This window comes from Bradyrhizobium sp. BR14999 (genome assembly GCF_056106085.1).
The window spans coordinates 1-21,174 of sequence record NZ_CM148536.1 but is presented as its reverse complement, the minus strand read 5'-3'; the positions used below and the strand labels follow the sequence as shown (position 1 = coordinate 21,174).

The 21,174-nt window shown below is 64.2% G+C and carries 22 protein-coding genes; 16 read left to right on the top strand and 6 right to left on the bottom strand.

The window, feature by feature from the left end:
* Positions 1 to 54: 54 nt before the first annotated feature.
* Positions 55 to 1,020 carry a 2-hydroxyacid dehydrogenase gene (locus ACR9YP_RS00110; protein WP_474218775.1) on the bottom strand — a complete coding sequence of 322 codons (966 nt, stop codon included), beginning with the start codon at positions 1,018 to 1,020 and terminating at the stop codon, positions 55 to 57.
* Between the two features lie 140 nt (positions 1,021 to 1,160).
* Here ACR9YP_RS00110 and ACR9YP_RS00105 point away from each other — a divergent pair, with 140 nt between their 5' ends.
* The 4 genes from ACR9YP_RS00105 (at position 1,161) to ACR9YP_RS00090 (ending at position 3,917) form a co-directional block, all read left to right on the top strand.
* On the top strand, positions 1,161 to 1,529 hold the full coding sequence (locus tag ACR9YP_RS00105; RefSeq protein ID WP_024337611.1) for a YciI family protein: 369 nt from the start codon (positions 1,161 to 1,163) through the stop codon (positions 1,527 to 1,529).
* Complete coding sequence (locus ACR9YP_RS00100) at positions 1,526 to 2,824, top strand: RNA polymerase sigma factor (protein ID WP_474218774.1); 1,299 nt, start codon at positions 1,526 to 1,528, stop codon at positions 2,822 to 2,824. Before ACR9YP_RS00105 ends, ACR9YP_RS00100 begins: the two co-directional genes overlap by 4 nt.
* A gap of 112 nt (positions 2,825 to 2,936) precedes the next feature.
* Entirely contained in the window at positions 2,937 to 3,476 is a 540-nt protein-coding gene (locus ACR9YP_RS00095; protein WP_438104743.1) for an SRPBCC family protein, read from the top strand.
* Between the two features lie 30 nt (positions 3,477 to 3,506).
* Positions 3,507 to 3,917, top strand: a complete 411-nt coding sequence (locus ACR9YP_RS00090) for a VOC family protein (RefSeq protein ID WP_438104745.1) — start codon at positions 3,507 to 3,509, stop codon at positions 3,915 to 3,917.
* Positions 3,918 to 4,046: 129 nt separating this feature from the next.
* Here the strand turns inward: ACR9YP_RS00090 and ACR9YP_RS00085 are convergent, their stop codons facing one another.
* From ACR9YP_RS00085 to ACR9YP_RS00075, 3 genes are all read right to left on the bottom strand, one after another.
* A complete protein-coding gene (locus tag ACR9YP_RS00085; protein ID WP_438110528.1) occupies positions 4,047 to 4,409 on the bottom strand; it encodes a hypothetical protein in 363 nt (120 codons plus the stop codon).
* 503 nt (positions 4,410 to 4,912) lie between these two features.
* The gene (locus ACR9YP_RS00080; RefSeq protein ID WP_438104746.1) at positions 4,913 to 5,350 is read right to left on the bottom strand and encodes a hypothetical protein; all 438 of its coding nucleotides are present in this window, start codon (positions 5,348 to 5,350) and stop codon (positions 4,913 to 4,915) included.
* Between the two features lie 129 nt (positions 5,351 to 5,479).
* Positions 5,480 to 6,268 (bottom strand): SDR family NAD(P)-dependent oxidoreductase, encoded by a 789-nt coding sequence (locus tag ACR9YP_RS00075; RefSeq protein WP_438104747.1) that lies wholly within the window; start codon positions 6,266 to 6,268, stop codon positions 5,480 to 5,482.
* 263 nt (positions 6,269 to 6,531) lie between these two features.
* Here ACR9YP_RS00075 and ACR9YP_RS00070 point away from each other — a divergent pair, with 263 nt between their 5' ends.
* From ACR9YP_RS00070 to ACR9YP_RS00040, 7 genes are all read left to right on the top strand, one after another.
* Entirely contained in the window at positions 6,532 to 6,936 is a 405-nt protein-coding gene (locus ACR9YP_RS00070) for a YciI family protein (protein ID WP_438104749.1), read from the top strand.
* A 60-nt stretch (positions 6,937 to 6,996) separates the two neighbouring features.
* Positions 6,997 to 7,362 carry a YciI family protein gene (locus ACR9YP_RS00065; protein ID WP_438104751.1) on the top strand — a complete coding sequence of 122 codons (366 nt, stop codon included), beginning with the start codon at positions 6,997 to 6,999 and terminating at the stop codon, positions 7,360 to 7,362.
* Between the two features lie 127 nt (positions 7,363 to 7,489).
* The gene (locus ACR9YP_RS00060) at positions 7,490 to 8,230 is read left to right on the top strand and encodes a TetR/AcrR family transcriptional regulator (protein ID WP_091880455.1); all 741 of its coding nucleotides are present in this window, start codon (positions 7,490 to 7,492) and stop codon (positions 8,228 to 8,230) included.
* 120 nt (positions 8,231 to 8,350) lie between these two features.
* Positions 8,351 to 8,842 (top strand): DUF2852 domain-containing protein, encoded by a 492-nt coding sequence (locus ACR9YP_RS00055; RefSeq protein WP_091880452.1) that lies wholly within the window; start codon positions 8,351 to 8,353, stop codon positions 8,840 to 8,842.
* Between the two features lie 384 nt (positions 8,843 to 9,226).
* On the top strand, positions 9,227 to 9,403 hold the full coding sequence (locus tag ACR9YP_RS00050) for a hypothetical protein (protein ID WP_164934733.1): 177 nt from the start codon (positions 9,227 to 9,229) through the stop codon (positions 9,401 to 9,403).
* A 317-nt stretch (positions 9,404 to 9,720) separates the two neighbouring features.
* Complete coding sequence (locus ACR9YP_RS00045) at positions 9,721 to 10,653, top strand: AraC family transcriptional regulator (protein ID WP_474218773.1); 933 nt, start codon at positions 9,721 to 9,723, stop codon at positions 10,651 to 10,653.
* A gap of 170 nt (positions 10,654 to 10,823) precedes the next feature.
* Entirely contained in the window at positions 10,824 to 12,551 is a 1,728-nt protein-coding gene (locus tag ACR9YP_RS00040) for an outer membrane protein (protein WP_438104755.1), read from the top strand.
* Positions 12,552 to 12,609: 58 nt separating this feature from the next.
* Here ACR9YP_RS00040 and ACR9YP_RS00035 read toward each other — a convergent pair whose 3' ends face one another.
* Positions 12,610 to 13,773 (bottom strand): acyl-CoA desaturase, encoded by a 1,164-nt coding sequence (locus ACR9YP_RS00035; RefSeq protein WP_438104757.1) that lies wholly within the window; start codon positions 13,771 to 13,773, stop codon positions 12,610 to 12,612.
* 252 nt (positions 13,774 to 14,025) lie between these two features.
* Positions 14,026 to 14,544 (bottom strand): DUF2231 domain-containing protein, encoded by a 519-nt coding sequence (locus tag ACR9YP_RS00030; protein ID WP_474218772.1) that lies wholly within the window; start codon positions 14,542 to 14,544, stop codon positions 14,026 to 14,028.
* Positions 14,545 to 15,002: 458 nt separating this feature from the next.
* Here ACR9YP_RS00030 and tolQ point away from each other — a divergent pair, with 458 nt between their 5' ends.
* The 5 genes from tolQ (at position 15,003) to ACR9YP_RS00005 (ending at position 21,146) form a co-directional block, all read left to right on the top strand.
* Positions 15,003 to 15,719 carry a protein TolQ gene (gene tolQ, locus ACR9YP_RS00025; RefSeq protein ID WP_028180156.1) on the top strand — a complete coding sequence of 239 codons (717 nt, stop codon included), beginning with the start codon at positions 15,003 to 15,005 and terminating at the stop codon, positions 15,717 to 15,719.
* 55 nt (positions 15,720 to 15,774) lie between these two features.
* Positions 15,775 to 16,227 carry a protein TolR gene (gene tolR, locus ACR9YP_RS00020; RefSeq protein ID WP_438104762.1) on the top strand — a complete coding sequence of 151 codons (453 nt, stop codon included), beginning with the start codon at positions 15,775 to 15,777 and terminating at the stop codon, positions 16,225 to 16,227.
* A gap of 4 nt (positions 16,228 to 16,231) precedes the next feature.
* A complete protein-coding gene (locus tag ACR9YP_RS00015) occupies positions 16,232 to 17,191 on the top strand; it encodes a protein TolA (protein ID WP_438104764.1) in 960 nt (319 codons plus the stop codon).
* Between the two features lie 41 nt (positions 17,192 to 17,232).
* The gene (tolB, locus tag ACR9YP_RS00010; RefSeq protein WP_370990491.1) at positions 17,233 to 18,579 is read left to right on the top strand and encodes a Tol-Pal system beta propeller repeat protein TolB; all 1,347 of its coding nucleotides are present in this window, start codon (positions 17,233 to 17,235) and stop codon (positions 18,577 to 18,579) included.
* A gap of 236 nt (positions 18,580 to 18,815) precedes the next feature.
* On the top strand, positions 18,816 to 21,146 hold the full coding sequence (locus ACR9YP_RS00005; protein ID WP_474218771.1) for a putative bifunctional diguanylate cyclase/phosphodiesterase: 2,331 nt from the start codon (positions 18,816 to 18,818) through the stop codon (positions 21,144 to 21,146).
* The last annotated feature ends 28 nt before the right edge of the window (positions 21,147 to 21,174 follow it).

The following is a 21,174-nucleotide window of genomic DNA, read 5'->3' as shown; positions in this document are numbered from 1 at the left end:
CAGGACGACATCGAAAGTGAGGCGCAGTCGTGCCTCTTCCAACCAGGCGAGGCCTCAATACCCCCTGGCCCGATCCACCACGTTCTCCAGCACGCCGCCCGCTTCGAGCCGCGCGATCTGCTCGGCGACGTAGGCCGAGATCGCGTCCGCGTCGGTGTCGGCTGCGTTGTGCGGGGTCAGCAGCACCTTGGGATGGGTCCAGAACCGGCTGTTTGCCGGCTGCGGCTCCTGCACGAAGACGTCGAGCGAGACGGCGCCGAGTGTGCCGTCGTCGAGGCAGGCCAGGATGTCGGCTTCGTTTTGCAAGCCGCCGCGGCCGGCATTGATCAGCACCGGCGCGCCGAGCGGGCTGTTGCGGTTGAGCTTGGTGAAAACGTCGCGATTGAGGATGCCATGCGTGTCCGGGGTCAGCGGCAACAGGCAGACCAGGATGTCGGTCGCGCGCAGGAATGCGTCGATTCCGTCCGTGCCATGGAAGCATTTGACGCCCTCGATCGTGCGCGGGCTGCGGCTCCAGCCGGTAACGCGGAAGCCGAGCCGGCGCAGCACATCGGCCGCATCAGTGCCCAGCGTGCCGAGCCCCATGACGCCAACGGTGATCGCGCTCGCCGGCCATTGATATGTTGGCTCCCAGCGCTTCTCGCGCTGGCACTGGCGCAAATAGAGCTCCTGGCGATGGTGCATCAGCACATGCAGCACGACATATTCGGTCATGCGGTTGGTCAGGTCGGGCACGGCGACGCGCACCAGCGGCACATCGGGCAGGCTCTTGTCGGCCATCAGCGCGTCGACGCCGGCGCCGAGATTGAAGATCGCACGCAGATTGGGGAACGCACCGAGATCGCCCGGCACCGGTTTCCACACGGCGGCATAGTGCACCTCGGCCGGATCAAGGGCGGAATCGGGCAGCAGCACCACGCGCCGGCCGCCGCAGACCGCGTCGAACCGGGCCTTCCAGCGCTCCGGCAGCCAGTTCTGCTGCGTGCTGTTGATCAGGACGGCCAGTGTGCCTTTGGTCATTCGAAGTGCCTCGTCGAGTTCCGCTTGAGAAGGCCCTCCTTGGCACGATCTGCCGGATTTTTCTTGCAAATTTTTTCCGCAGCCCTGTCGGGGCGGGGCATATTGGCGCGTCTTTAGAACAGACGAGGAAAGTGTCGCCCATGCTTTATGCCATTCTTTGCTATCACGATGAGGACTTCGTCGGCTCCTGGAGCAAGGACCAGGACGAGGCCGTGATGAAGAAGCTCGCCGTGGTGCAGGAGAAGCTCACCAAACAGGGCCGGCTCGGGCCGGTGGCGCGGCTGTTGCCGACCACCGCGGCGGCGACGCTGCGCAAGGAAGACCCGCCGCTGGTGCTCGACGGCCCCTATGCGGAGACCAAGGAGCAGCTGCTCGGCTTCTATATCGTCGACTGCAAGAACCTCGACGACGCGCTCGACGTCGCGCGCGAACTCGGAGCCGCCAATCCCGGCGGCGCCTATGAGGTGCGTCCTGTCGGCGTGTTCAGGCCCGGAGGAAATCTGACGTGAGCGAGGCCGACACCGCCTGGATTGAGACAGCGCTGACCTCGGCGCGCCCCCAGGCGGTCGGCGCGCTGCTGCGTTATTTCCGCGATCTCGACACCGCCGAAGAGGCTTTTCAGAACGCCTGCCTGCGCGCGCTGAAAACCTGGCCGCAGAACGGTCCGCCGCGCGATCCCGCGGCCTGGCTGATCATGGTCGGCCGCAACGTCGCGATCGACGAGGTCCGCCGCGTCCGTAAGCAGCAGCCGCTGCCCGAGGACGACCAGGCGATCTCCGATCTCGACGACGCCGAAGGCGCGCTTGCCGAGCGGCTCGACGGCTCGCATTATCGCGACGATATCTTGCGGCTGATGTTCATCTGCTGCCATCCGCAGCTGCCGGCGACGCAGCAGATCGCGCTGGCGCTGCGCATCGTCTCCGGCCTCACGGTGAAGCAGATCGCGCGCGCCTTTCTGGTCTCGGAAGCCGCGATGGAGCAGCGCATCACCCGCGCCAAGGCGAAGGTCGCTGAGGCCGGAGTACCCTTCGAAGCGCCCGGCGCGGTCGAGCGTTCCGAGCGGCTAGCCGGCGTCGCGGCGATGATCTACCTGATCTTCAACGAAGGCTATTCGGCGAGTGGCGATACCGCGGAGCTTCGCAAGCCGCTGTGCGAGGAAGCGATCCGCCTGGCGCGGCTGCTGCTGCGGCTGTTCCAGAGCGAGCCGGAGATCATGGGCCTGACGGCGCTGATCCTGTTGCAACATGCGCGCAGCGCCGCGCGCTTTGCCGCGGACGGGTCGCTGATCCTGCTGGAGGACCAGGACCGTTCGCTCTGGAACGGCACCATGATCGCGGAGGGCCTCGCCCTGATCGACAAGGCGATGCGCCACCGCCGCAGCGGGCCCTATCAGATCCAGGCCGCGATCGCCGCGCTGCATGCGCGCGCATCGGCGCCGGAGGAGACCGACTGGACGCAGATCGACTTGCTCTACGGCGCGCTCGAACTGGTGCAGCCCTCGCCGGTGGTGACGCTCAACCGCGCGGTCGCGGTCTCCAAGGTGCGCGGACCGCAGGCCGCACTCGAGCTGATCGAGCCGCTGGCGCCGAAGCTTGCCAACTACTTCCATTTCTACGGCGTGCGCGGCGCCTTCCTGATGCAGCTCGGTCGCAACGACGAGGCCCGCATCGCCTTCGACCGCGCCATCGCGCTCGCCAACACCTCCGCGGAAGCCGCCCATATCCGCATGCATCTCGACCGCCTGATCCGGGACAGCCAGCCGAAGCCGAAGGAAAGCGCCAAGGAAAGCGCCAAGGCGAAGTGACGCGCTCCGGGCCCCGGAATGACAGGTGAGAGAACTCACGAAAAATTTCGTTTCGGTCTTGTCGACCGCGGTCTCCCTCGTTCGTCCTACGCCCGTATCCCGGGAGCTATCCATGCTGAAAGCCATTGCCGTCATCGCCATCGTTCTCGCGGCCGGAATTGCGGCCGTGCTCGTCTTTGCCCTGACGAAACCCGACACATTCCGCGTCGAGCGCAGTCTCGCCGTGAAAGCGCCGGCCGATGCGATCTATCCGGTGGTGGCCGATTTCCGCCGCTGGACCGCCTGGTCACCCTATGAGGGCCGCGATTCCTCCATGAAGCGGACCTTCGGAGGAACCGCGGAAGGCAAGGGCGCGACCTATGCCTGGGACGGGAACAACAATGTCGGCGCCGGCCACATGGAGATCCTCGAGGCCAACGCGCCCTCGAGGCTCCGCATCAAGCTCGATTTCGAGCGCCCGTTCGAAGGCCATAACAGCGCCGAGTTCACCTTTGTGCCGCAAGGCGATGCCACACTGGTCACATGGGCGATGTCCGGTCCGGCCCCGTTCCTGTCCAAGGTGATGCAGGTGTTCATCAACATGGACAGCATGATCGGCAAGGATTTCGAGGCCGGACTCGCCAGCCTGAAGAAGCTCACGGAGAAGCAATAGGCGTTACTACACACGAAGAGGAGAGAAACGATGCTCAATCCCTATCTGTTCTATCAGGACACCTGCGAAGCGGCATTCAACCATTACGCCAAGGTTCTCGGCGGCAAGATTGATGCAATGATGCGCGCATCGGATGCGCCGCCGGAGATGCCGGCCTCGCCGGGCCGCGAGAAGATGATCATGCATGCGCGGATGTCGCTGCCCGACGGCAGCGTATTGATGGGGTCCGATGCGCCGCCCGAGCATTTTCACAAGCCGCAGGGCTTCTCGATCTCGATCACGGTCAAGGATCCCGCGGATGGCGAGCGCAAGTTCAACGCGCTCGCCGACGGCGGCAGCGTCACCATGCCCTTCAGCAAGACGTTCTGGGCCAAGGGCTTTGGCATGTGCGTCGACAAGTTCGGCATCCCCTGGATGGTGAACTGCCCGGAAGGAATGTGACGGGCGCGACCGCCCACAGGATTGATTGAAATGTGATCCCCTCTCTCCAAACCCGCGGGAGAGGGGACACATAATGACTCGTACGGAGCGTAGAGTCGTTCCGTCACGCGCGGATCGGCCGCTTGCCTCTCACCGGCTTGATCCCGTCACGTCCCCGTCCGGCGGCGCCGGTTGCACGCAGCGAGGGCAGATCACGAGCTTGGTGCCGAGCTGCCTGTCGTTTTCCGCTTCGATCTCGTCATGGATCGCCCACCACGCGTCGGAGTACGGCCGCAGGGTGCCGAGCACTCGCTCCCGCTCCTGATTGGGATCACTTGCCGCGGGCGCGAGGGTCGTTGCGCGCCGCTTCGTGACATGAGGGCGGTTCGGGCCTTTGTTGGGGTCTTGGCCGAGGCCGTCCCATGCGATCGGCCGACGCTCCTGCGCCGGTGCGACTGCACATCCAAGCAGCGTTGTGCAGAAAGTGAGCAAGATCAAGCCAAGTCGCATCATGCCGGGACCCAAAGTTCGGCGCGCGATGGGCAAGATCCGCGTGGGGAAACTTGCATCGCGTCGGTCAAATGGAACTTAAGGCAAACCAGTTGGCCGGCATGGCCGAGCAATGAACTTACGATTCGCATCACTCTGCGCGAGCAGTGCGGCCGCTTCGTGAAACGATGCCGACTGCATCGCACAACAATTGACGCAATATTGGGCTGTGATCTGCACGCCAGAATCGGTATTTGTGAGTCATAAAAACTACAAACTGGGATGGACGTCACTTGGAAGGGGAGCGACCGATGGCGGCGGCGCTACAGATCAACTTTGCTCTTTGGGGGATGCTCATTTGCGCCAGCATGAAGCTGGTGCCGGTGATCCAGACTCTCTTTTGAAGCCAGCCAGCGCGTGATGGCGAATAACCCCCGTGCGCACATAGCGTGCGAGCACAGGGAACCCGCCGTATGGCCTCGAACCAGCCAAGCCAAAGGCCATTAGAGCGGCGGCTGCCAAGTTCGTCAGCGGCAGCGCGGATAGATCGCGGCGAGATCACGCCCCTTCAGCAAGAGCAACCGCGAGGTGAGGCCGCCACGGCGGCTGATCCAGTCGCGCACCGGGCCAGGATAGGCGGCAAGCACCGCGACCGATGCTTCCGGCTCGGCATAGAAGCGCCCGCGCCCGTCGACCGAGCGCGCGGCATGGAAGCCGAGCACCGCACGTTTGGTGACACAGATGCGCTCGCCCGGCACGATGCTCAAGACCAGCGTGCAGGCTGACAGGCAAGGACCGTCGATCACCACGCGCTCGCCGCTCTCGCGCACCTTCTCGAACAGGTCGAGGAACGGCCCGACCGCTCCGCCCGGCGACTGGATGATGCGGATTTCGGCTTGCACCGGTACGGTGGCGAGCAGCGCAGATGCGAGCATCAAGACTTGGACGAAAGCAAGGCGTCGCATGGTGCTCTCTCCGCACGGTTGACATCGTAGGGCGGGCAAAGCGTAGCGTGCCCACCATTGGCAACGCTGGTCCGGAACGATGATGGGCACGGCGCTTTCGCGCCTTTGCCCACCCCTACAAATCCGCGCCTACCCGTTGCGCCGCTGGCCGCGCAGCGTCGGCAGGCCGATACCCGCCGCATCGAAGCCGCCATCAACGGCCAAAATTTGGCCGGTGATGTAGCTCGCATTTGCCGAGCACAGGAAGTAGATCGCTTCCGCGAGTTCCTCTTCCAGGCCGTAACGGTTGAGCGGAATGGCGTCGTGATAGTCGGCGCGGATCTCCTTGCTGTGAACCTGCTTCGCCATCGCGGTGTCGACAGGCCCCGGCGCGACCGCGTTGACGCGGATATTGAGCGAGGCGAGCTCGACCGCGAGCTGCTTGGTGAGGTGCGCCAGCCCCGCCTTGCTGGTGCCGTAGGCCGAGCGCAGCGTCGAGGCGCGCACCGCCGAGATCGAGGTGATGTTGACGATGGCGCCGCCATTGCCGTCGCGCATCAAGGGCACCGCAGCCTTGGTGCAGAGGAACGGGCCGGTGAGGTTGACCTCGAGCACGCGGCGCCAGTCAGCCTCCGACGTCTCCATCAGCGGCGCGAACACGGCAATGCCGGCATTGTTGACCAGCGCATCCAGCCGGCCGAACCGCCGTTCGACCGCGGTCATCGCCGCGCCGACCGCTGCCTTGTCCGAGACGTCGCAGGTCAGCGCCTGCGTCGCCTCGCTTTGGCCGATCTCGGCGACCGCGCGGCCGAGCAGCTCGCCCTCGATGTCGAGCAGCGCCACGCGCCAACCCTCGGCGAGGAACTTCTTCGCGGTCGCAAGCCCGATGCCGCGCGCGGCTCCGGTGACGAGGGCGACTTTTTGCGGGGCTTGCGGCATTGGCTGATCTGTCCTGTGTCCGGGAGAGGGGCGCGTGAGCGCGGGCTCCTTTTACTTCGCTTTCGTTCCGGCAAGAAAGGCCTCGGGCCGAACCGATCGATCCCGATCCGGCCCGAATGCGCCTGCCGCAGCCGCACTGGCGCGGCCTCCAAATATTTTCTGCGCCGCTGTCGGGGCGGCGAGAGGTCGTTCGTCTTACAGGGGAATGCGGGCCGGCTGGACTTCGTCGCGCCCCGGAATGACCAGGAGCAACAAGGAACCCCATGCGATTCATGATGCTCATGATTCCGCTCGGTTACGAGAGCGCGCCGCCGGATGTGCAGCTCGATCCGGAACGCGTTGCCGCGATGATGCGCTACAACGAGGCGCTGAAGGATGCCGGCGTGCTGATCACGCTCGACGGCCTGCATCCGCCCTCGATGGGCGCGCGTGTCTCGTTTGCGACCGGCGTGCCTGTCGTGACCGACGGGCCCTTTCCTCAGGCCAAGGAGGTCCTCGGTGGTTATTGGATGATCGAGGTCACCTCGCGCGCCGAGGCGATCGCCTGGGCGAAGAAGTGCCCGGCTTCGCCCAACGAAATCATCGAGATCCGGCAGGTGCAGGAGATGGGCGACTTTCCGCCCGATGTGCAGCAGGCCGCCGCCGGATTCGACGACTTGAAGAGGTAGCCACGGCGGGTCGCGATGAAATCGTGGCTGACGTTCAATCGATCAACAAGGAGAGAACCGATGAATACCGAACACAAATTCCTCGCCGTCTATCTCGGCAGCATGAACGGCCCGAAGATGGCGGCCTGGCGCGCGCTGCCCGAGGCCGAACGGAAAGCAAGGGAACAGCAGGGCATGGCCGCCTGGCACGGCTGGGTCGAGAAGCACAAGGCCGTCATCGTCGAGATCGGCGGCCCGCTCGGCAAGACCCGCAGGATCGACGGAAGCGGCGTTACAGAGATCAGCAATGCGCTGACCGGCTTCACGGTGGTGCGGGCCGCCTCGCAAGAAGAAGCTGCCAAGCTGTTCGAGAACCATCCGCATTTTGCGATCTTCCCGGGCGAGGCGATCGAAGTCATGCCCGTGCTGCCGATTCCGCAGATGTAGCCTCGGGCGAACTCGTTTCCGGGCTCGATGCCGACGCATCGGCCCGGCACGACGTGAAAGTAGGGGGTTAATTACGCCGCATCGCCGCTAGTGACCTTCACGTCCGGCTCATGTAAAAGTCGTTCACATGAGCTGGCGCAAGGAGCAACGCCGCGCCGAGCGCGGCTATCACCACGGCAATCTGAAAGAAGCCCTGTTGCAGGCCGCTCTAGGCCTGATCGCCGAGAAGGGCGCGGCCGGCTTCACCTTTGCCGATGCCGCGCGCATGGCCGGGGTCAGCGCGGCGGCGCCCTACCGGCATTTCCGCGACCGCGACGAGCTGTTGTCCTCGATCGCCCAGCGCGGCTTCGAGCAGTTCGAGGCACGTTTGGCCGCGGCCTGGGACGACGGGCGTCCTGATACGGTCACCGCGTTCGAGCGCGTCGGCAAGACCTATCTCGCCTTCGCCCGCGAGGAGCCCGCTTTCTATAATGCGATGTTCGAATCGGGCGTGCCGGTCGATGCCAATCCGGCGCTTCAGGCCGCGAGCGAACGTGCCTTCAACATCATTCGCGCCGCGGCCGAACGGCTTGCGGCGCTAACGCCGCCGGGCACGCCGCGGCCGCCGGCGATGATGATGGCGCTGCACATCTGGTCGATGGCGCACGGCGTGGCCTCCTTGTTTTCCCGCGGCGATGCCGCACGGCGAAAACTGCCGATGTCGCCGGACGAACTGCTCGAAGCCGAGGTGCTGATTTATCTGCGTGGCCTCGGCTTCCCGACCGACCGCCGTCCGCCAGCGAAGAGCGCCGAGCCACCGCCGGTACCACCGGAGGCGTCCTCCGGTTCTGGCGTGCCGCCCGGCGGTCCTTGGGGCAAGCCGAAATAAAATTGCGCAAATATTCCGCGGGCCTGTCTTGTGGTCGGCTTGACAAAATCGCGGGATGGTCTAGCTATGTAAATGTTATTTACATTCACAACGGCGCTGATGCCGTGATGGAGATGGGAAATGGCCTACACCGCTGATGTCAATCGATGGCGCGGCCCCTCGGACCAATACCAACAGTACCAACGTCCTCACATGCTCGAGACGCCCTGGCATCCCGGCTGGATCGCCGTGACCATTCTCGGCTTCATCATCTGGTGGCCGATCGGACTTGCCCTTCTCTTTTTCACACTCGGGAGCAGAAGAATGTCGTGCTGGAGCCACCAGGATCGCTGGCAGAACAAGATGGAGAGGATGCAGTACAAGATGGACCGCATGCGCGATCGCATGGAGCGCCGTGGCTTCGGTTTTGGCTTCGGCCCGCCGTCATCCGGCAACCGCGCCTTCGACGAATATCGCGCCGAGACGCTGCAGCGGCTCGAGGAAGAGCAGCGCGAGTTCAAGGATTTCCTGAGCCGGCTGCGTCACGCCAAGGACAAGGAAGAGTTCGACCAGTTCATGGCGCAGCACAAGACGCGTCCGACCCCGCCGCCCAACGACCAGCAGCAGGGCTGATCCTGATGACACCTCTCAAAGCCTTCAGGCGCATGCCCCCAAAGTCCTGATGGCCCGAGCCGCCCGCCTGCGCAACCCGCAGGCGGGCGGTTTGGTTTTTGGTACCTTCCTCGTCCGCCGGGCCTGCGAGGGATTGTCATGCCCAGGCTTGTCCCCTGGCATCCACGTTCTTGCACCGCGGGGCAAGGTGTGAACGGCCGGGACTCAGGTCCGCCAAGGCTGCGCCGGGCCCACAAACGTGGTCGGCCGCCGAAACTTCAGCGAAGGCGCCAAGCCCGGTCATGACGTTGCGAAAATGTCAGCGCCGGTCCTCGAACGGTGGGTCTATCGACACTAAGATGTGTCGCTTCGCCGATGGGCGCAGGTTATTCCAGGACGAAGTTCATGGACCGCCACACCCGATTGCTGCTCGGCATCACCGCGTTCGCGGTGTTGGGCTATATCGGCCTCGTCTACGGCGGCTGCGCGCTTGATCCGGATTGCCATTTTGGCCGGTGTCCGGGCCAGCGCTCGTTCTGCGGTGTGGTCTACGGGCACGTGCAGGACCAGAAGGTGCCGTAGGACCCGGGCCGTGGGAGGCGCGACCAAGTCCTGACAACGCGTTTTCCGCGTGGGCAGGTATCACCATGACCGATGCCGGGAAGCAGGGCGGACGAAGCTGTGCTTACAGCAACTTGTCGCAAGAGCTGCCATCGGGTCCGCGATTGTCGGAGCCAGATCGTCGGGCCCCCAATGGCGCGTAGTGTGCGACAAAATAGCGCACTCAGCCTTGACGCGCCGAACCGCCCATCGGCACCCGGCGACAGAGAGACTTCGGCTTCCCCCGTAAATGCCCGTTGCGAATGTCCCAGCCCAAGCACCTCTCGCTCGACACCGCGATGCTGCCCGAGCGCGATCGCCTTGCGGTTTGGCGGGAGGTCTATGGTCGCCTGTTGTTCAACATCGAGATCGACCCGATCCCAGGTTTCCCTTTCGAGGCAAGAACCGAATTGCGTCGCCTGCCGGACGCTGGACTGTCGTCGGGCTGGCGCACGCCGGCGCATTTCCGCATCACGCGCCCGTTGCTCGCGACTGCCTCTGACAACATTGTCCTCGCGGTGGTTCTGCGCGGCCGCGCCGAGGCCTCCCAGCTCGGGCGTGAGGTGGAGGTCCCGCAAGGCGGCGCCGTGCTGATGACGACCTGCGACGTCGGCCGTCATACGCTGCTCGACCGCGGTCGTCATCTCAGCGTGCAACTGCCCCGGCAGGCGCTCGCACCCTTTGTCCGCAATTTCGAAGATCGATTGCTGCAACCGATCGATCCGGGCGCGCCCGCGATGAACCTGCTGCGCGGCTATGTGCTCGGCGCGATGGCGATGGGTGAATCGGTCGGCGCGGATATGCGGCGGCTGGCCGCCCAGCATCTGCGCGATCTCATCGCCTTGATCTGCGGGGTGCCGGAGGACGAGGTTGCCGCCCAGGGTGATGGTCCGCGCGCGGCGCGCCTGAAGCTTGCCAAGCTCGCCATCAAATCGCGGCTCGGGCACGGCGATCTGTCGGCGGAAAGCATCGGAGCGCTGCAGCAGGTCTCGGCCGACTATATCCGGAAGCTTTTCCGCGAGGCGGGCACGTCCTTCCACGACTTCGTCCTGGAGGAGCGGCTGGCACAAGTGCATGCCGGTCTCACGGGTTCTCTCAGGGCTCATGAAAGTATTGCCCGTCTCGCGCTCGCCGCGGGCTTCGGCGACATTTCCTACTTCAATCGCTGCTTCCGGCGCCGCTACGGCCTGTCTCCCTCCGAGCACCGCAGGACACATTCGTCGGCCGAATAGAAGCGACCGGCCGGGGCTCGGCTGTGTCAAGCGCGCAACACAGCTCAAAATAGCACGTCGAGTCGCGTCCAGTCCCAGGGCGAAGTCTTGTCCTCTCCAAGTCCTGCTTTCCCCGTCCATGTACAGCTTCAATGCGGAGTCTCACGCCCCGCGTCGGAATGAGGAATGCAATGACACGACTTCTACGTCTGACCCTGTCTGTTGCCCTGGGACTGCTGGTCGTTGCTGCGGCCAATGCTGCCGATCTGCCGGTCAAGGCGCCTCTCTTCAAGGCGCCCGCCGCGGTCGAAGCCTGGGGCGGCTTCTACATCGGGGCGGGCCTCGGGTTTCGCGCCAGCGACTCCAGCGTCAATGTCAATTCCGCGACCGACACGACGGCACCTGCGGTGCTTCAGAACATGTTCGTCGCAGTCGATTGCTTCGCGGGCTTTCCGTGTGTGACAGGACGGTCCTTCAACGGCACCGCGTTCCGCATCAGCCCTTATCTCGGCTACAACTGGCAGATCGGGCATACCGTTCTTGGCCTGGAAGGCGATTTCGCCTTCGCCGACCAGACCACGACGATCTTTGGCGCCGCCTATCCGGCAACGCCATTTGACCGCGGCGCCTCGACGTCCAATTCCTTCGCGCTCAAGACGACGTGGGACGCGAGCATTCGCGGCCGTGCCGGCTATCTGGTCAATCCCGCCGTGCTGCTCTATGGAACGGCCGGTCCCTCCTGGATCCATGTCGAGACTACATCGAACTGCAGCACGCTTCTGAGCGCCGATGGCCGCTGCGTGCCCGGCCTCGGATTTGCGCCCGCGAGCATAAGCAACAGCCGAGCCCAGCTTGGCTACACGGTCGGTGGTGGCATCGAGGCGATGTTGTGGCCGAACTGGATTGCCCGGGCCGAGTATCGTTTTGCCGACTACGGACATTTCTCCAACACCGACATCCGGGCCGCCGCAACGGGAATACAGACGGCAAGCTACGACACGTCGGTAAAGACCCACACGGCGACGTTCGGCCTAGCCTACAAGTTCGGCAATGCCAACGCGCCGGGCGTGGCCGCCCTGGCAGCCTATGCGGCGGCGCCCTCGACTGCGTCGTGGAGCGGCGCCTATCTCGGCGTTGGCGCAGGCATTCGCGCCAACCACGCCAGCTCCAGCGTCGATGCAGCCTCGTTTACGCGGACAGGCTTCTCGGCGATCAATTTCCTGGCCGGGTGCGGCGACTGCTTCTTGGACGACCATTTTGATACGACCGCTGCTCGGATCAGCCCCTATGTCGGCTACAATTGGCAGGTCAATCCGAAATGGCTGCTGGGTCTCGAAGGCGATTTCGGCATCGCCAATCGTCAGAGTTCGGTGTCTGGCAGGTATCTCCCCGGCGGCATCGTTGGCGGAAGCAGCGGATTGAACGACAGCTACAGCCTCCGTACCAAATGGGATGCGAGCATCCGGGCCCGCGTCGGCTACGTCGTCAATCCCGCTTTCCTGGCTTATCTCACCGGCGGCGCCGCCTGGATGAGCGTGGAGCAGACGTCGACCTGCGATACGGCCTTGAAGCCGCTGTTCCCGGCGCCCGGCTTTATCGGTGCCGAAGTCGGCAACTGTACTCCCGGTCTGCTCTCGCCGCCCGTGATCAAGCAGTCCACGGTCCGCTCCGGCTTCACAGTCGGCGGCGGCGGCGAGATGAAGCTCACGGACAACTGGATACTGCGCGGCGAGTATCGCTATGCCGACTTTGGAACCGCTCGTTTTTCGCAGACCCGCGATTGCGCCGGAAGCGCCACGATCAACGACCCCGCTTTCGGTGTGGCGACCATCAATTGCTTAGGAACCCAGAGCACCACAAACTCCGTACGGTTGCAGAGCCACATGGCGACGTTCGGCATCGCTTACAGGTTCAACTGAGAGCGTCAAGACATCTCCGCCGCGCGGATGCAACGCGCGCGGCGGTCAGCCGCGACGTTCAGGTCGTGGTCGCGAGCTGCGCGCGCACCGACGCCAGGAAGTGTTCGTAGGCGTGGTCCACGATCTCGTTGAGCGATCGTGTTCGCGCGAACATCGCCTTGGCCTCGGCGAGAAACTCGTCCCGGGTCGGTATCTTCGGCAGATGCAGATGCGTCAGCGCATCGACGCCTTCATGCGCGCGATTGAGGATGTCGTGCAGGGTCGGCAGTTGCAGCTGGGCGAGGTCGGCCCGGCGCCGCGCCGACGAGATCGCATGCGCGAGCGTCTGCGCATCGAACCGTCCGGCAAGCTCGCGGGCCGCCCGATTGATGACCCGTGCGCCGAGCGGCTGCTCGTTGCGCAGCACCTGTTCGGGCGGTGCCTTCATGTTCCAGACGACGCCGATCCACGACAAGACTTTCAGGACGTAATAGGTCACGTCGATCTCCCACCAGCGGAAGCCTTGTCGCACGCTGCTCTGGTAGGCGTGGTGATTGTTGTGCCAGCCCTCACCCAGCGTGAACAGCGCCAGCAGCCAGTTGTTGCGGGAGTCATCGCCCGTCACATACCGCTTGCGTCCATGCACATGGGCGAGGGAATTGATGCAGAAGGTCGCGTGATAGAGCAGCACCGTGCTCCAGAGGAAGCCAACCACCAGGCCGGACCAGCCCGCCGCCAGGAAGCAGAGCGTTGCAAGCGCGAAAGCCGGCAGCAGCTCCAGCCGATGCAGCCACATCAGCTCCGGATAGGCGGCGAGATCGCCGACCTTCACGAGATCGGTCGTGTCGTGTTGCCGCGAAAAAATCCAGCCGAGATGGCTGTAGAGGAAGCCGCGGTGACGCGGCGAATGCACGTCGGTCTCGGTATCGGAATGCAGGTGATGGTGCCGATGCTTGGCCGCCCACCACAAAACGCTCTTCTGCGCGCTGCTCTGCGCGAGGCAGGCCAGGATGAACTGAAACACCCGGCTGGTCGCAAACGCCCGATGTGAGAAGTAGCGGTGGTAGCCGGCTCCGATCGCAAACATCCGCACGCAATAGAGTGAGACGCAGATCGCGACGGCCTGCCAATCGATGCCTGACCAGATCGCCGCAACACAGCCGAGATGGACCAGGAGAAACGGCAGGGCGGAGGGATACATGATGTCGTCGTGCTGGTCGTCGGCGGCGGTATTGGGCGACATGTTTTCGGAAGGACCTTGAACCAAGAGGATGCGGGATTCGCTCCGGCGGAGCTGAAGTCGGCCGCCTGCGAAAAACCCCGCTGATGGCGTGCCACCGCGGGGTCGTGAATGAGATGCTTTGCCGGGAGATTTCGGCCAAAGCAGTCGGCCGAAGCTCGATAACTGAGCATATGGTCCTGAATGCCTGCTATGCAAGCACGTAGTCTCACGGAAAGCGGCGCTGCGGCGCTGACCGCTTGATGCGCGCCTCGCTCAGGCGGCCCGCCGGTCGCTCTCGCCGCCATGAGGCGGCATGACCGGCTCCGAGCTGGTCTGGCCTGGCGCGTCCAGCACCGCGACGTGATACCGGTGCACCATCTCCCAGCCCTTCCACCCCGTGAACAGGAGGATGCCGACGACGATGAGCGACAGCACCACACCCCACGGCTTGACCGCAGCTTCAGTGCCTTGCGCGTAACGGAGATAGAAGTTGACCAGCGCCAGCACGACCGCCGCGAGATTGCCGACCATGTGATACCAGGCATCTTCGAGGCTGCGGATCCGGGGCTCGCTCAAGAAGTCGGTAAAACCGGCTACGGCAGCAACGAGCGCCATGACGATGCCGGCCCCGATCAGCCAGATCGCGGCGCGAGCCCAGAAGGCATCGCCGGTTCCGATGAAGGCCAAGTCGGCGATCGGCGCAGCGACCAGGAAGGCGACGGGGAACGGAATCAGCATGGGGTGCAGGGGGTGATCGCCGATCGCGGCGGTCGTTTTGGGGTTGATGCTCATGGCAAAACCTCGCCAAAGATGAATTTCCGGGACAACTTTTCCGGGCGAGGGCTGGTTCCTGCAGGCACGGGGGCGCTCCTCATCCCATGTGCGGGGAGGAAGCGGAACTCTCGTGTCCCGGACGCAGCGGACCCTGTCCACCCCCATCCCCCTGCGCTGCCTGCCTTTCCCGCAGCCAAATTCGTCCGCGGTAACCCCGCATTAACCAACGCCGGGCTCTGGTAATTGCGGACAGTCGCGCCCGAAGCCGTGTCGAGGCCCATAGTTTTGACATCTTGGCGGGGAATGCAGGCGGCCGGCTTTGGAGAGCCTTTTGGACGAGCCCTGCACCCCAAAAAACCAAGGCTTTGAGCGGGCTTGCCGGCCGCGCCGGTTCTAGCGCGGCTGTTAGAGGACACCGGCCGCCATTTGCTGGCCGAAGGACATTAGGTAACGATCGCCTTGAGAGGATACTGCTTATGAATCCGGCCGACGTGGCTCAGTCAGCCCTTCCGGTTGCTGCCTCCGCCGACGTGTCGCTGATTGCGCTGTTCTGGCAGGCTCACTGGATCGTGAAGGCGGTGATGCTGGGACTTCTGTCCTGCTCGGTCTGGGTCTGGGCGATCGCCATCGACAAGATCTTTCTTTACGCGCGCACACGGCGCTCGATGGATCGTTTCGAGCAGGCCTTCTGGTCCGGCGAGTCGATCGAGGAGCTCTATCGCACGCTTTCGGCCAAGCCGACCCATTCCATGGCGGCCTGCTTCGTGGCGGCGATGCGCGAATGGAAGCGTTCCTTCGAGAGCCATGCCCGCTCGGTCGCGGGCTTGCAGATGCGCATCGACAAGGTGATGAACGTCTCGATCGCGCGCGAGGTCGAGCGGCTGGAACGCCGGCTGCTGGTGCTCGCGACCGTCGGCTCCGCCGGCCCCTTCGTCGGCCTGTTCGGCACCGTCTGGGGCATCATGTCGAGCTTCCAGTCGATCGCGGCGTCGAAAAACACCTCTCTGGCGGTGGTGGCCCCCGGTATCGCGGAGGCCCTGTTTGCGACCGCCGTCGGTCTCATCGCCGCCATTCCTGCCACTATTTTCTACAATAAGTTCACGTCCGAGGTGAATCGGCAGGCCCAGCGGCTCGAAGGCTTCGCCGATGAATTTTCCGCCATTCTGTCACGTCAGATCGACGAGCGGGGCTGACGGAGGGCATGTATGACGGCATGTATAGTGTGAAGGGCAATTTGGGCACCAGACCATGGGCATGAACGTCGCGAGTTCGTCCGGAGGCGGCGGGCGCCGCAGCCGGCGCAAGCCGGTCATGGCCGAGATCAACGTCACCCCCATGGTCGACGTGATGCTGGTGCTGCTCATCATCTTCATGGTGTCGGCGCCGCTGCTCACCGTCGGCGTGCCGCTCGATCTGCCGCAGACCCAGGCCAAGAGCCTTGAGCAGAACGACCAGAAACCGATCCAGATGTCGGTCGATATCAAGGGCAAGGTGTTCATCAACGACGCCGAGATCGCGATCAACGAGCTTGTGCCGAAGCTCAAGGCGATCACGGACGCCCGCGGCGGGCTCGAGGAACGCATCTATCTGCGTGCCGACAAGAAAGCGGATTACGGCACGGTGGCCAAGGTGATGGGCCTGTTGTCCGGCGCCGGATTCAAGAAGCTGGCGCTCGTCACGGAAGCGGATCAGGGGTCCTAGGCCAGTGAAGGTGAACGTCGACAAGACACTCGTTGCGTCGATCGCCCTCCATGTCCTCGTGCTGGGATGGGGGCTCGTCACCTTTAGCAGCAAGGCCTACATCGCGCCGGAGGAGTCGCTTCCGGTCGACATCATCTCCACCGATCAGCTCGCGAAGATGATGGCGGGGCAGAAGACCGGCAAGAAGGAAGAGCTGAAGCCGAAGGTCGAGAAGATCGCGGAGCCCAAGCCGGAGGAAGACGCCGTCGGCAAGGTCACCGAGAAGAAAGAGCTGATCAAGACCAATTCGCAGCCGGAGCCGCCGCCGAAGCCGGTCGAGAAACCGGTGGAGAAGAAGCCCGAGCCGCCCAAGCCCGTGGCCGAGACCAAGCCGAAGGAAGAGCCGAAGCCGCAGGAAAAGAAGCCTGATCCGGCCAAGGAAGATCCGATCGCCGAGCTCCAGAAGAAGCTGGAGACGAAGAAGCCGCCGCCGAAGCCCGTCGAGCAGAAGGTCGCGGCGGTGCAGCCTCAGCAGCAGCCGAAGCCGAAGGAGCGTACCTTCGACCCCGCGCAGATCCAGCGCGATCTCGACAAGCGCGCCGCGACCCGGCATGAGCTCGCCGGCTCGGCCCTGAATGCGTCGGCATCGCTAGGAGCGGCGACCGGGACCGCCGCAAACAACGTCGCGACCTGGCGCGGTGCATTCCAGGGCGCGGTCAAGCGCTGCTTCACGCCGACCTATAACGGGCAAGACGCCGACCAGTATGAAGCCGACATCGACATTCCCATGAAGATCGACGGATCGCTGGCGGCCGAGCCGATCGTCGTCGCGGTGCGAGGACCGTCGCGGTCGATCGCCCAGGCGGTGGCGGAGAGCGCCAAGCGCGCCATCGTGCAGTGCCAGGTCTATTCGTTCATGCCGAAGCAGCAGTACGAGAGCTGGAAGCTCATTCCGATGACTTTCGGTCTGAAAGATATGTTGTGACATCCGAACAAAAGAATTTTGCGATGAATGATGCCCGTTCGATGAACCGCCGCCGCTTCATGACCGTCACCGGATCGGCACTCGCGATGCTCGGGGGTGGACACGCTTTGGCCCAGGGGCAGCCGCGGCTTCGCATCGATCCTACCGAATTCCAGCCGGTCCCGATCGCCATCACCAATTTCCTGCCGGGCTCGCCGTCCGACGGCGACGTCGGCAACGGCGTCACGCAAGTGATCACCAACAATCTGAAGCGCTCAGGCCTGTTCGCGCCGATCGACCAGGCCGCCTTCATCGAGCGCATCAGCAACATCGACGTCGCGCCGCAATTCCAGAACTGGAAGACCATCAACGCGCAGGCCCTCGTCACCGGTCGCATGACGCGGCAGCCGGACGGCCGCCTCAAGGCTGAATTTCGCCTCTGGGACGTGGTCTCCGGCCAGCAGCTCGCCGGCCAGCAATATTTCACCTCGCCGGAATACTGGCGGCGCATCGCCCACATCATCTCCGACCAGATCTACGAGCGGATGACCGGCGAGAAGGGCTATTTCGACAGCCGCGTGGTGTTCGTGGACGAGAGCGGGCCGAAGGAGCGCCGCGTCAAGCGGCTCGCGATGATGGACCAGGACGGCGCTAATGTGCGCTATCTGACGCGCGGCTCCGACCTCGTGCTGACGCCGCGCTTCTCGCCGAACTCGCAAGAGATCACTTATATGGAGTTCGGCCAGGGCGATCCGAAGGTCTATCTGTTCAACATCGAGACCGGCCAGCGCGAGATCGTCGGCAATTTCCCGGGCATGACCTTTGCGCCGCGGTTCTCGCCGGACGGCCAGCGCGTCATCATGAGCTTGCAGCAGGGCGGCAATTCCAACCTGTTCGTGATGGATCTGCGCTCGCGCTCGACCACGCGCCTCACCGACACGCCGGCGATCGACACTTCTCCTTCTTATTCTCCAGATGGCGCCCGCATCTGCTTCGAATCCGATCGCGGCGGCAGGTCGCAGATCTACGTGATGGCCGCGGGTGGTGGGCAGGCGCAGCGCATCTCGTTCTCCAAGGACGACACCAACGCCACCTATTCGACGCCGGTGTGGTCGCCGCGCGGCGACTACATCGCCTTCACCAGGCAGGGCGGCGGGCAGTTCTCGATCGGCGTCATGAAGCCGGACGGCAGCGGCGAGCGGCTGCTCACCTCCGGGTTCCACAACGAGGGGCCGACCTTCTCGCCGAACGGCCGCGTGCTGATGTTCTTCCGTGATCCCGGCGGCAATGCCGGACCGTCGCTGTACACCGTCGACATCTCCGGCCGCAACGAGCTGAAGGTGCCGACGCCGGGCTTCGCCTCCGACCCGGCATGGTCGCCGCTACTGTCCTCGACGGCAGGTCAATAGATCGCGCCTCTGGACGCGCGATGTTATCGAAAAAGCGTGCAGTTTTTTTCGGGTTCGGTGAGGAAAGCAAGCTTTCCTTCACCTTGCGCTCGGCAAGGCTTGCCTAGCTGCTTGAAATATCAGCAGAAACAGATTCGCTATTGCCGAAAAACAACTCGACTTTAACGATGTTCCCTCAGAAAGGCTTCATCTGGTCTGGGTAAGACTACGCGCCAAACAGGACGCGTAGCAACTCAATGCAGCTGGCCGACCAGAAGCAGAGCGATCGAGACGAGCTGGAGCCGATACTCTACGCCGCTCTCATCAACTCTATGGTGCAGAATTTCTGGGCGATCTTCCTCGGCTCGGCCTCCGCGGCCGTGGCCGCGGTGATGACTGCGCTGAAGACCGGCGACGTGTTGCTGTGGCCGATCGCGTTTCTGATCATTGCCATCGGCACCGGGCGCGCGTTTCAGATGCGCCCCTACGAAAACCGCGTGCCGGGCTTGACGTTCCAGCAGGCCAAGCATCTGGAGCCGCGCTATTGGTTCGGCGCGCTCGTCTACGCCGCGGTCATCGGCGTGTGGTGCTTCGTCGTGATCTTCAACAACGACGACGCGGTCGCGAACATGCTCTGCGTCGCCGTCACGGTCGGCTACACCGCCGGCGGCGCCGCCCGCAATTACGGCCAGCCCAGGGTCGTACAGTGGCACGTCGCGCTCGCCTGCGGTCCGATGTCGCTCGCCTTGCTGCTGCACGGCGGATTCTACTATATCGGACTTGCGATCCTGCTCGTGCTGTTCTTCATCGCGCTGAAGAACATCAACCTCAGCCTGCACGCGATCTTCGTCAAGGCGCTGACCTCGAGCTTCCGCGAATCCGCGCTGGCCAGCCAGTTCGACACCGCGCTCAACAACATGCCGCACGGCTTGTGCATGTTTCGCGCCGATCGGCGCCTCGCCGTGATGAACCACCGCTTCAGCGAGCTGATGGCGCTGCCCGAGGACCTCGTCAAGCGCGGCGCCACGGCCGCCGACATCGCCTCGGCCTGCGTCGCTGCCGGGTCGATCTCGCCGGAGAGCGGCAATCAGATCTTGTCCGAGATCGAGAAGGCGCGAATCTGCGAGATCGTCACCGCCGATCCGGATCAGGCGCGCGGCCGCACGCTGGCCTGGACGTTCCAGCCGATGACCGGCGGCGGCACGGTATTGCTGCTGGAAGACATCACCGAACGCACCAGCGCCGAAGCTCGGATCAGCCATCTCGCCCGCTATGACGAGCTCACGGCGCTGCCCAACCGCGTCAGCTTCCGCGACGAGATCGAGCGGCTGCTGGCGCATTCGCGTCATTCCGAACGGCTCTCGGCGCTGCTGTTCGTCGACCTCGATCAATTCAAGCAGGTTAACGACACGCTCGGCCATCCCTGCGGCGACCAGCTGCTGTGTGCGGTCGCCAACCGCCTGCGCGAGATGTTGCGGCCGGAGGATTTCGTCGCCCGCTTCGGCGGCGACGAATTCGTCGTGTTCCAGCAGAACATCTCCTCGCCCGAAGACGCAGCTAGTCTCGCCCGCCGCATCGTCGAGCGGCTGAGCGAGCGCTATCGCATCGACAATCATCTGGTCGAGATCGGCGCCAGCGTCGGCATCGCGCTGACCTCGCCCGATGGCACCAGCGCCGCTACGCTGCTCAAGAACGCCGACATGGCGCTGTACCGCGCCAAGGCCGACGGCCGCGGCACCTTCTGCTTCTTCCGCGACGAGATGGCGGCGACCGTCGAGGCCCGCCGCATCCTCGAGCTCGACCTGCGCAAGGCGCTCGCCAACGAGGAGTTCGAGCTGTTCTATCAGCCGCTGGTCAATCTGAAGTCCGGCAAGATCACCACCTGCGAAGCGCTGCTGCGTTGGAATCATCCGGTGCGCGGCACCGTCTCGCCGGTCGACATCATCCCGGTCGCCGAGGACATGGGCCTGATCGTCGATCTCGGCCGCTGGATCCTGCGCCGCGCCTGCATGGAATGCATGAAGTGGCCGGAGGGCGTCAGCGTCGCCGTCAACTTCTCGCCGCAGCAATTCCACCAGCGCGACGTGCTGAGCGAAATCCGCTACGCGTTGGAGGTCTCGGGGCTTCCGGCCCATCGCCTGGAGATCGAGATCACGGAATCCTCGCTGCTGCGCAACACCCAGCTCACGCACGACATCCTGTCGCAACTGCATGCGCTCGGCGTGCGCATCTCGCTCGACGATTTCGGCACCGGCTATTCCAGCCTCAGCTATCTGCACAATTTCCCGATGCAGAAGGTGAAGATCGACCGCTCCTTCCTCGAAGGCATCGACACCGACCGGCCGCTGACGCTGCTGCGCGGCGTAGCGCGGCTGTCCGCCGACCTCGGCATGTCCGTCGTGGTCGAGGGCATCGAGACCAACGAGCAGCTCGAGCTGATCAGCGCCGACGGCACCGTCTCCGAGGGGCAGGGCTATCTGTTTAGCCGCCCGGTGCCCGCGGTGCGGATGCGCCAGCTCCTCAACGCCTCGCATGGACGCCGGGGTGACAGCGCGCTCCAGGTCGCCTTCTCGCGCTCCTTCGCTTAAGACCGCCTCTCAAAGAATTTCCTGTCGA

What these genes read in the sequence shown, in the direction of transcription:
- ACR9YP_RS00110 (WP_474218775.1), bottom strand. Translation starts at nt 1,020, where the DNA reads ATGACCAAAGGCACACTGGCCGTCCTGATCAACAGCACGCAGCAGAAC.
- ACR9YP_RS00105 (WP_024337611.1), top strand. Translation starts at nt 1,161, where the DNA reads ATGCTTTATGCCATTCTTTGCTATCACGATGAGGACTTCGTCGGCTCC.
- ACR9YP_RS00095 (WP_438104743.1), top strand. Translation starts at nt 2,937, where the DNA reads ATGCTGAAAGCCATTGCCGTCATCGCCATCGTTCTCGCGGCCGGAATT.
- ACR9YP_RS00090 (WP_438104745.1), top strand. Translation starts at nt 3,507, where the DNA reads ATGCTCAATCCCTATCTGTTCTATCAGGACACCTGCGAAGCGGCATTC.
- ACR9YP_RS00085 (WP_438110528.1), bottom strand. Translation starts at nt 4,409, where the DNA reads ATGATGCGACTTGGCTTGATCTTGCTCACTTTCTGCACAACGCTGCTT.
- ACR9YP_RS00080 (WP_438104746.1), bottom strand. Translation starts at nt 5,350, where the DNA reads ATGCGACGCCTTGCTTTCGTCCAAGTCTTGATGCTCGCATCTGCGCTG.
- ACR9YP_RS00075 (WP_438104747.1), bottom strand. Translation starts at nt 6,268, where the DNA reads ATGCCGCAAGCCCCGCAAAAAGTCGCCCTCGTCACCGGAGCCGCGCGC.
- ACR9YP_RS00070 (WP_438104749.1), top strand. Translation starts at nt 6,532, where the DNA reads ATGCGATTCATGATGCTCATGATTCCGCTCGGTTACGAGAGCGCGCCG.
- ACR9YP_RS00065 (WP_438104751.1), top strand. Translation starts at nt 6,997, where the DNA reads ATGAATACCGAACACAAATTCCTCGCCGTCTATCTCGGCAGCATGAAC.
- ACR9YP_RS00060 (WP_091880455.1), top strand. Translation starts at nt 7,490, where the DNA reads ATGAGCTGGCGCAAGGAGCAACGCCGCGCCGAGCGCGGCTATCACCAC.
- ACR9YP_RS00055 (WP_091880452.1), top strand. Translation starts at nt 8,351, where the DNA reads ATGGCCTACACCGCTGATGTCAATCGATGGCGCGGCCCCTCGGACCAA.
- ACR9YP_RS00050 (WP_164934733.1), top strand. Translation starts at nt 9,227, where the DNA reads ATGGACCGCCACACCCGATTGCTGCTCGGCATCACCGCGTTCGCGGTG.
- ACR9YP_RS00045 (WP_474218773.1), top strand. Translation starts at nt 9,721, where the DNA reads ATGCTGCCCGAGCGCGATCGCCTTGCGGTTTGGCGGGAGGTCTATGGT.
- ACR9YP_RS00040 (WP_438104755.1), top strand. Translation starts at nt 10,824, where the DNA reads ATGACACGACTTCTACGTCTGACCCTGTCTGTTGCCCTGGGACTGCTG.
- ACR9YP_RS00035 (WP_438104757.1), bottom strand. Translation starts at nt 13,773, where the DNA reads ATGTCGCCCAATACCGCCGCCGACGACCAGCACGACGACATCATGTAT.
- ACR9YP_RS00030 (WP_474218772.1), bottom strand. Translation starts at nt 14,544, where the DNA reads ATGAGCATCAACCCCAAAACGACCGCCGCGATCGGCGATCACCCCCTG.
- tolQ (WP_028180156.1), top strand. Translation starts at nt 15,003, where the DNA reads ATGAATCCGGCCGACGTGGCTCAGTCAGCCCTTCCGGTTGCTGCCTCC.
- tolR (WP_438104762.1), top strand. Translation starts at nt 15,775, where the DNA reads ATGGGCATGAACGTCGCGAGTTCGTCCGGAGGCGGCGGGCGCCGCAGC.
- tolB (WP_370990491.1), top strand. Translation starts at nt 17,233, where the DNA reads ATGAACCGCCGCCGCTTCATGACCGTCACCGGATCGGCACTCGCGATG.
- ACR9YP_RS00005 (WP_474218771.1), top strand. Translation starts at nt 18,816, where the DNA reads ATGCAGCTGGCCGACCAGAAGCAGAGCGATCGAGACGAGCTGGAGCCG.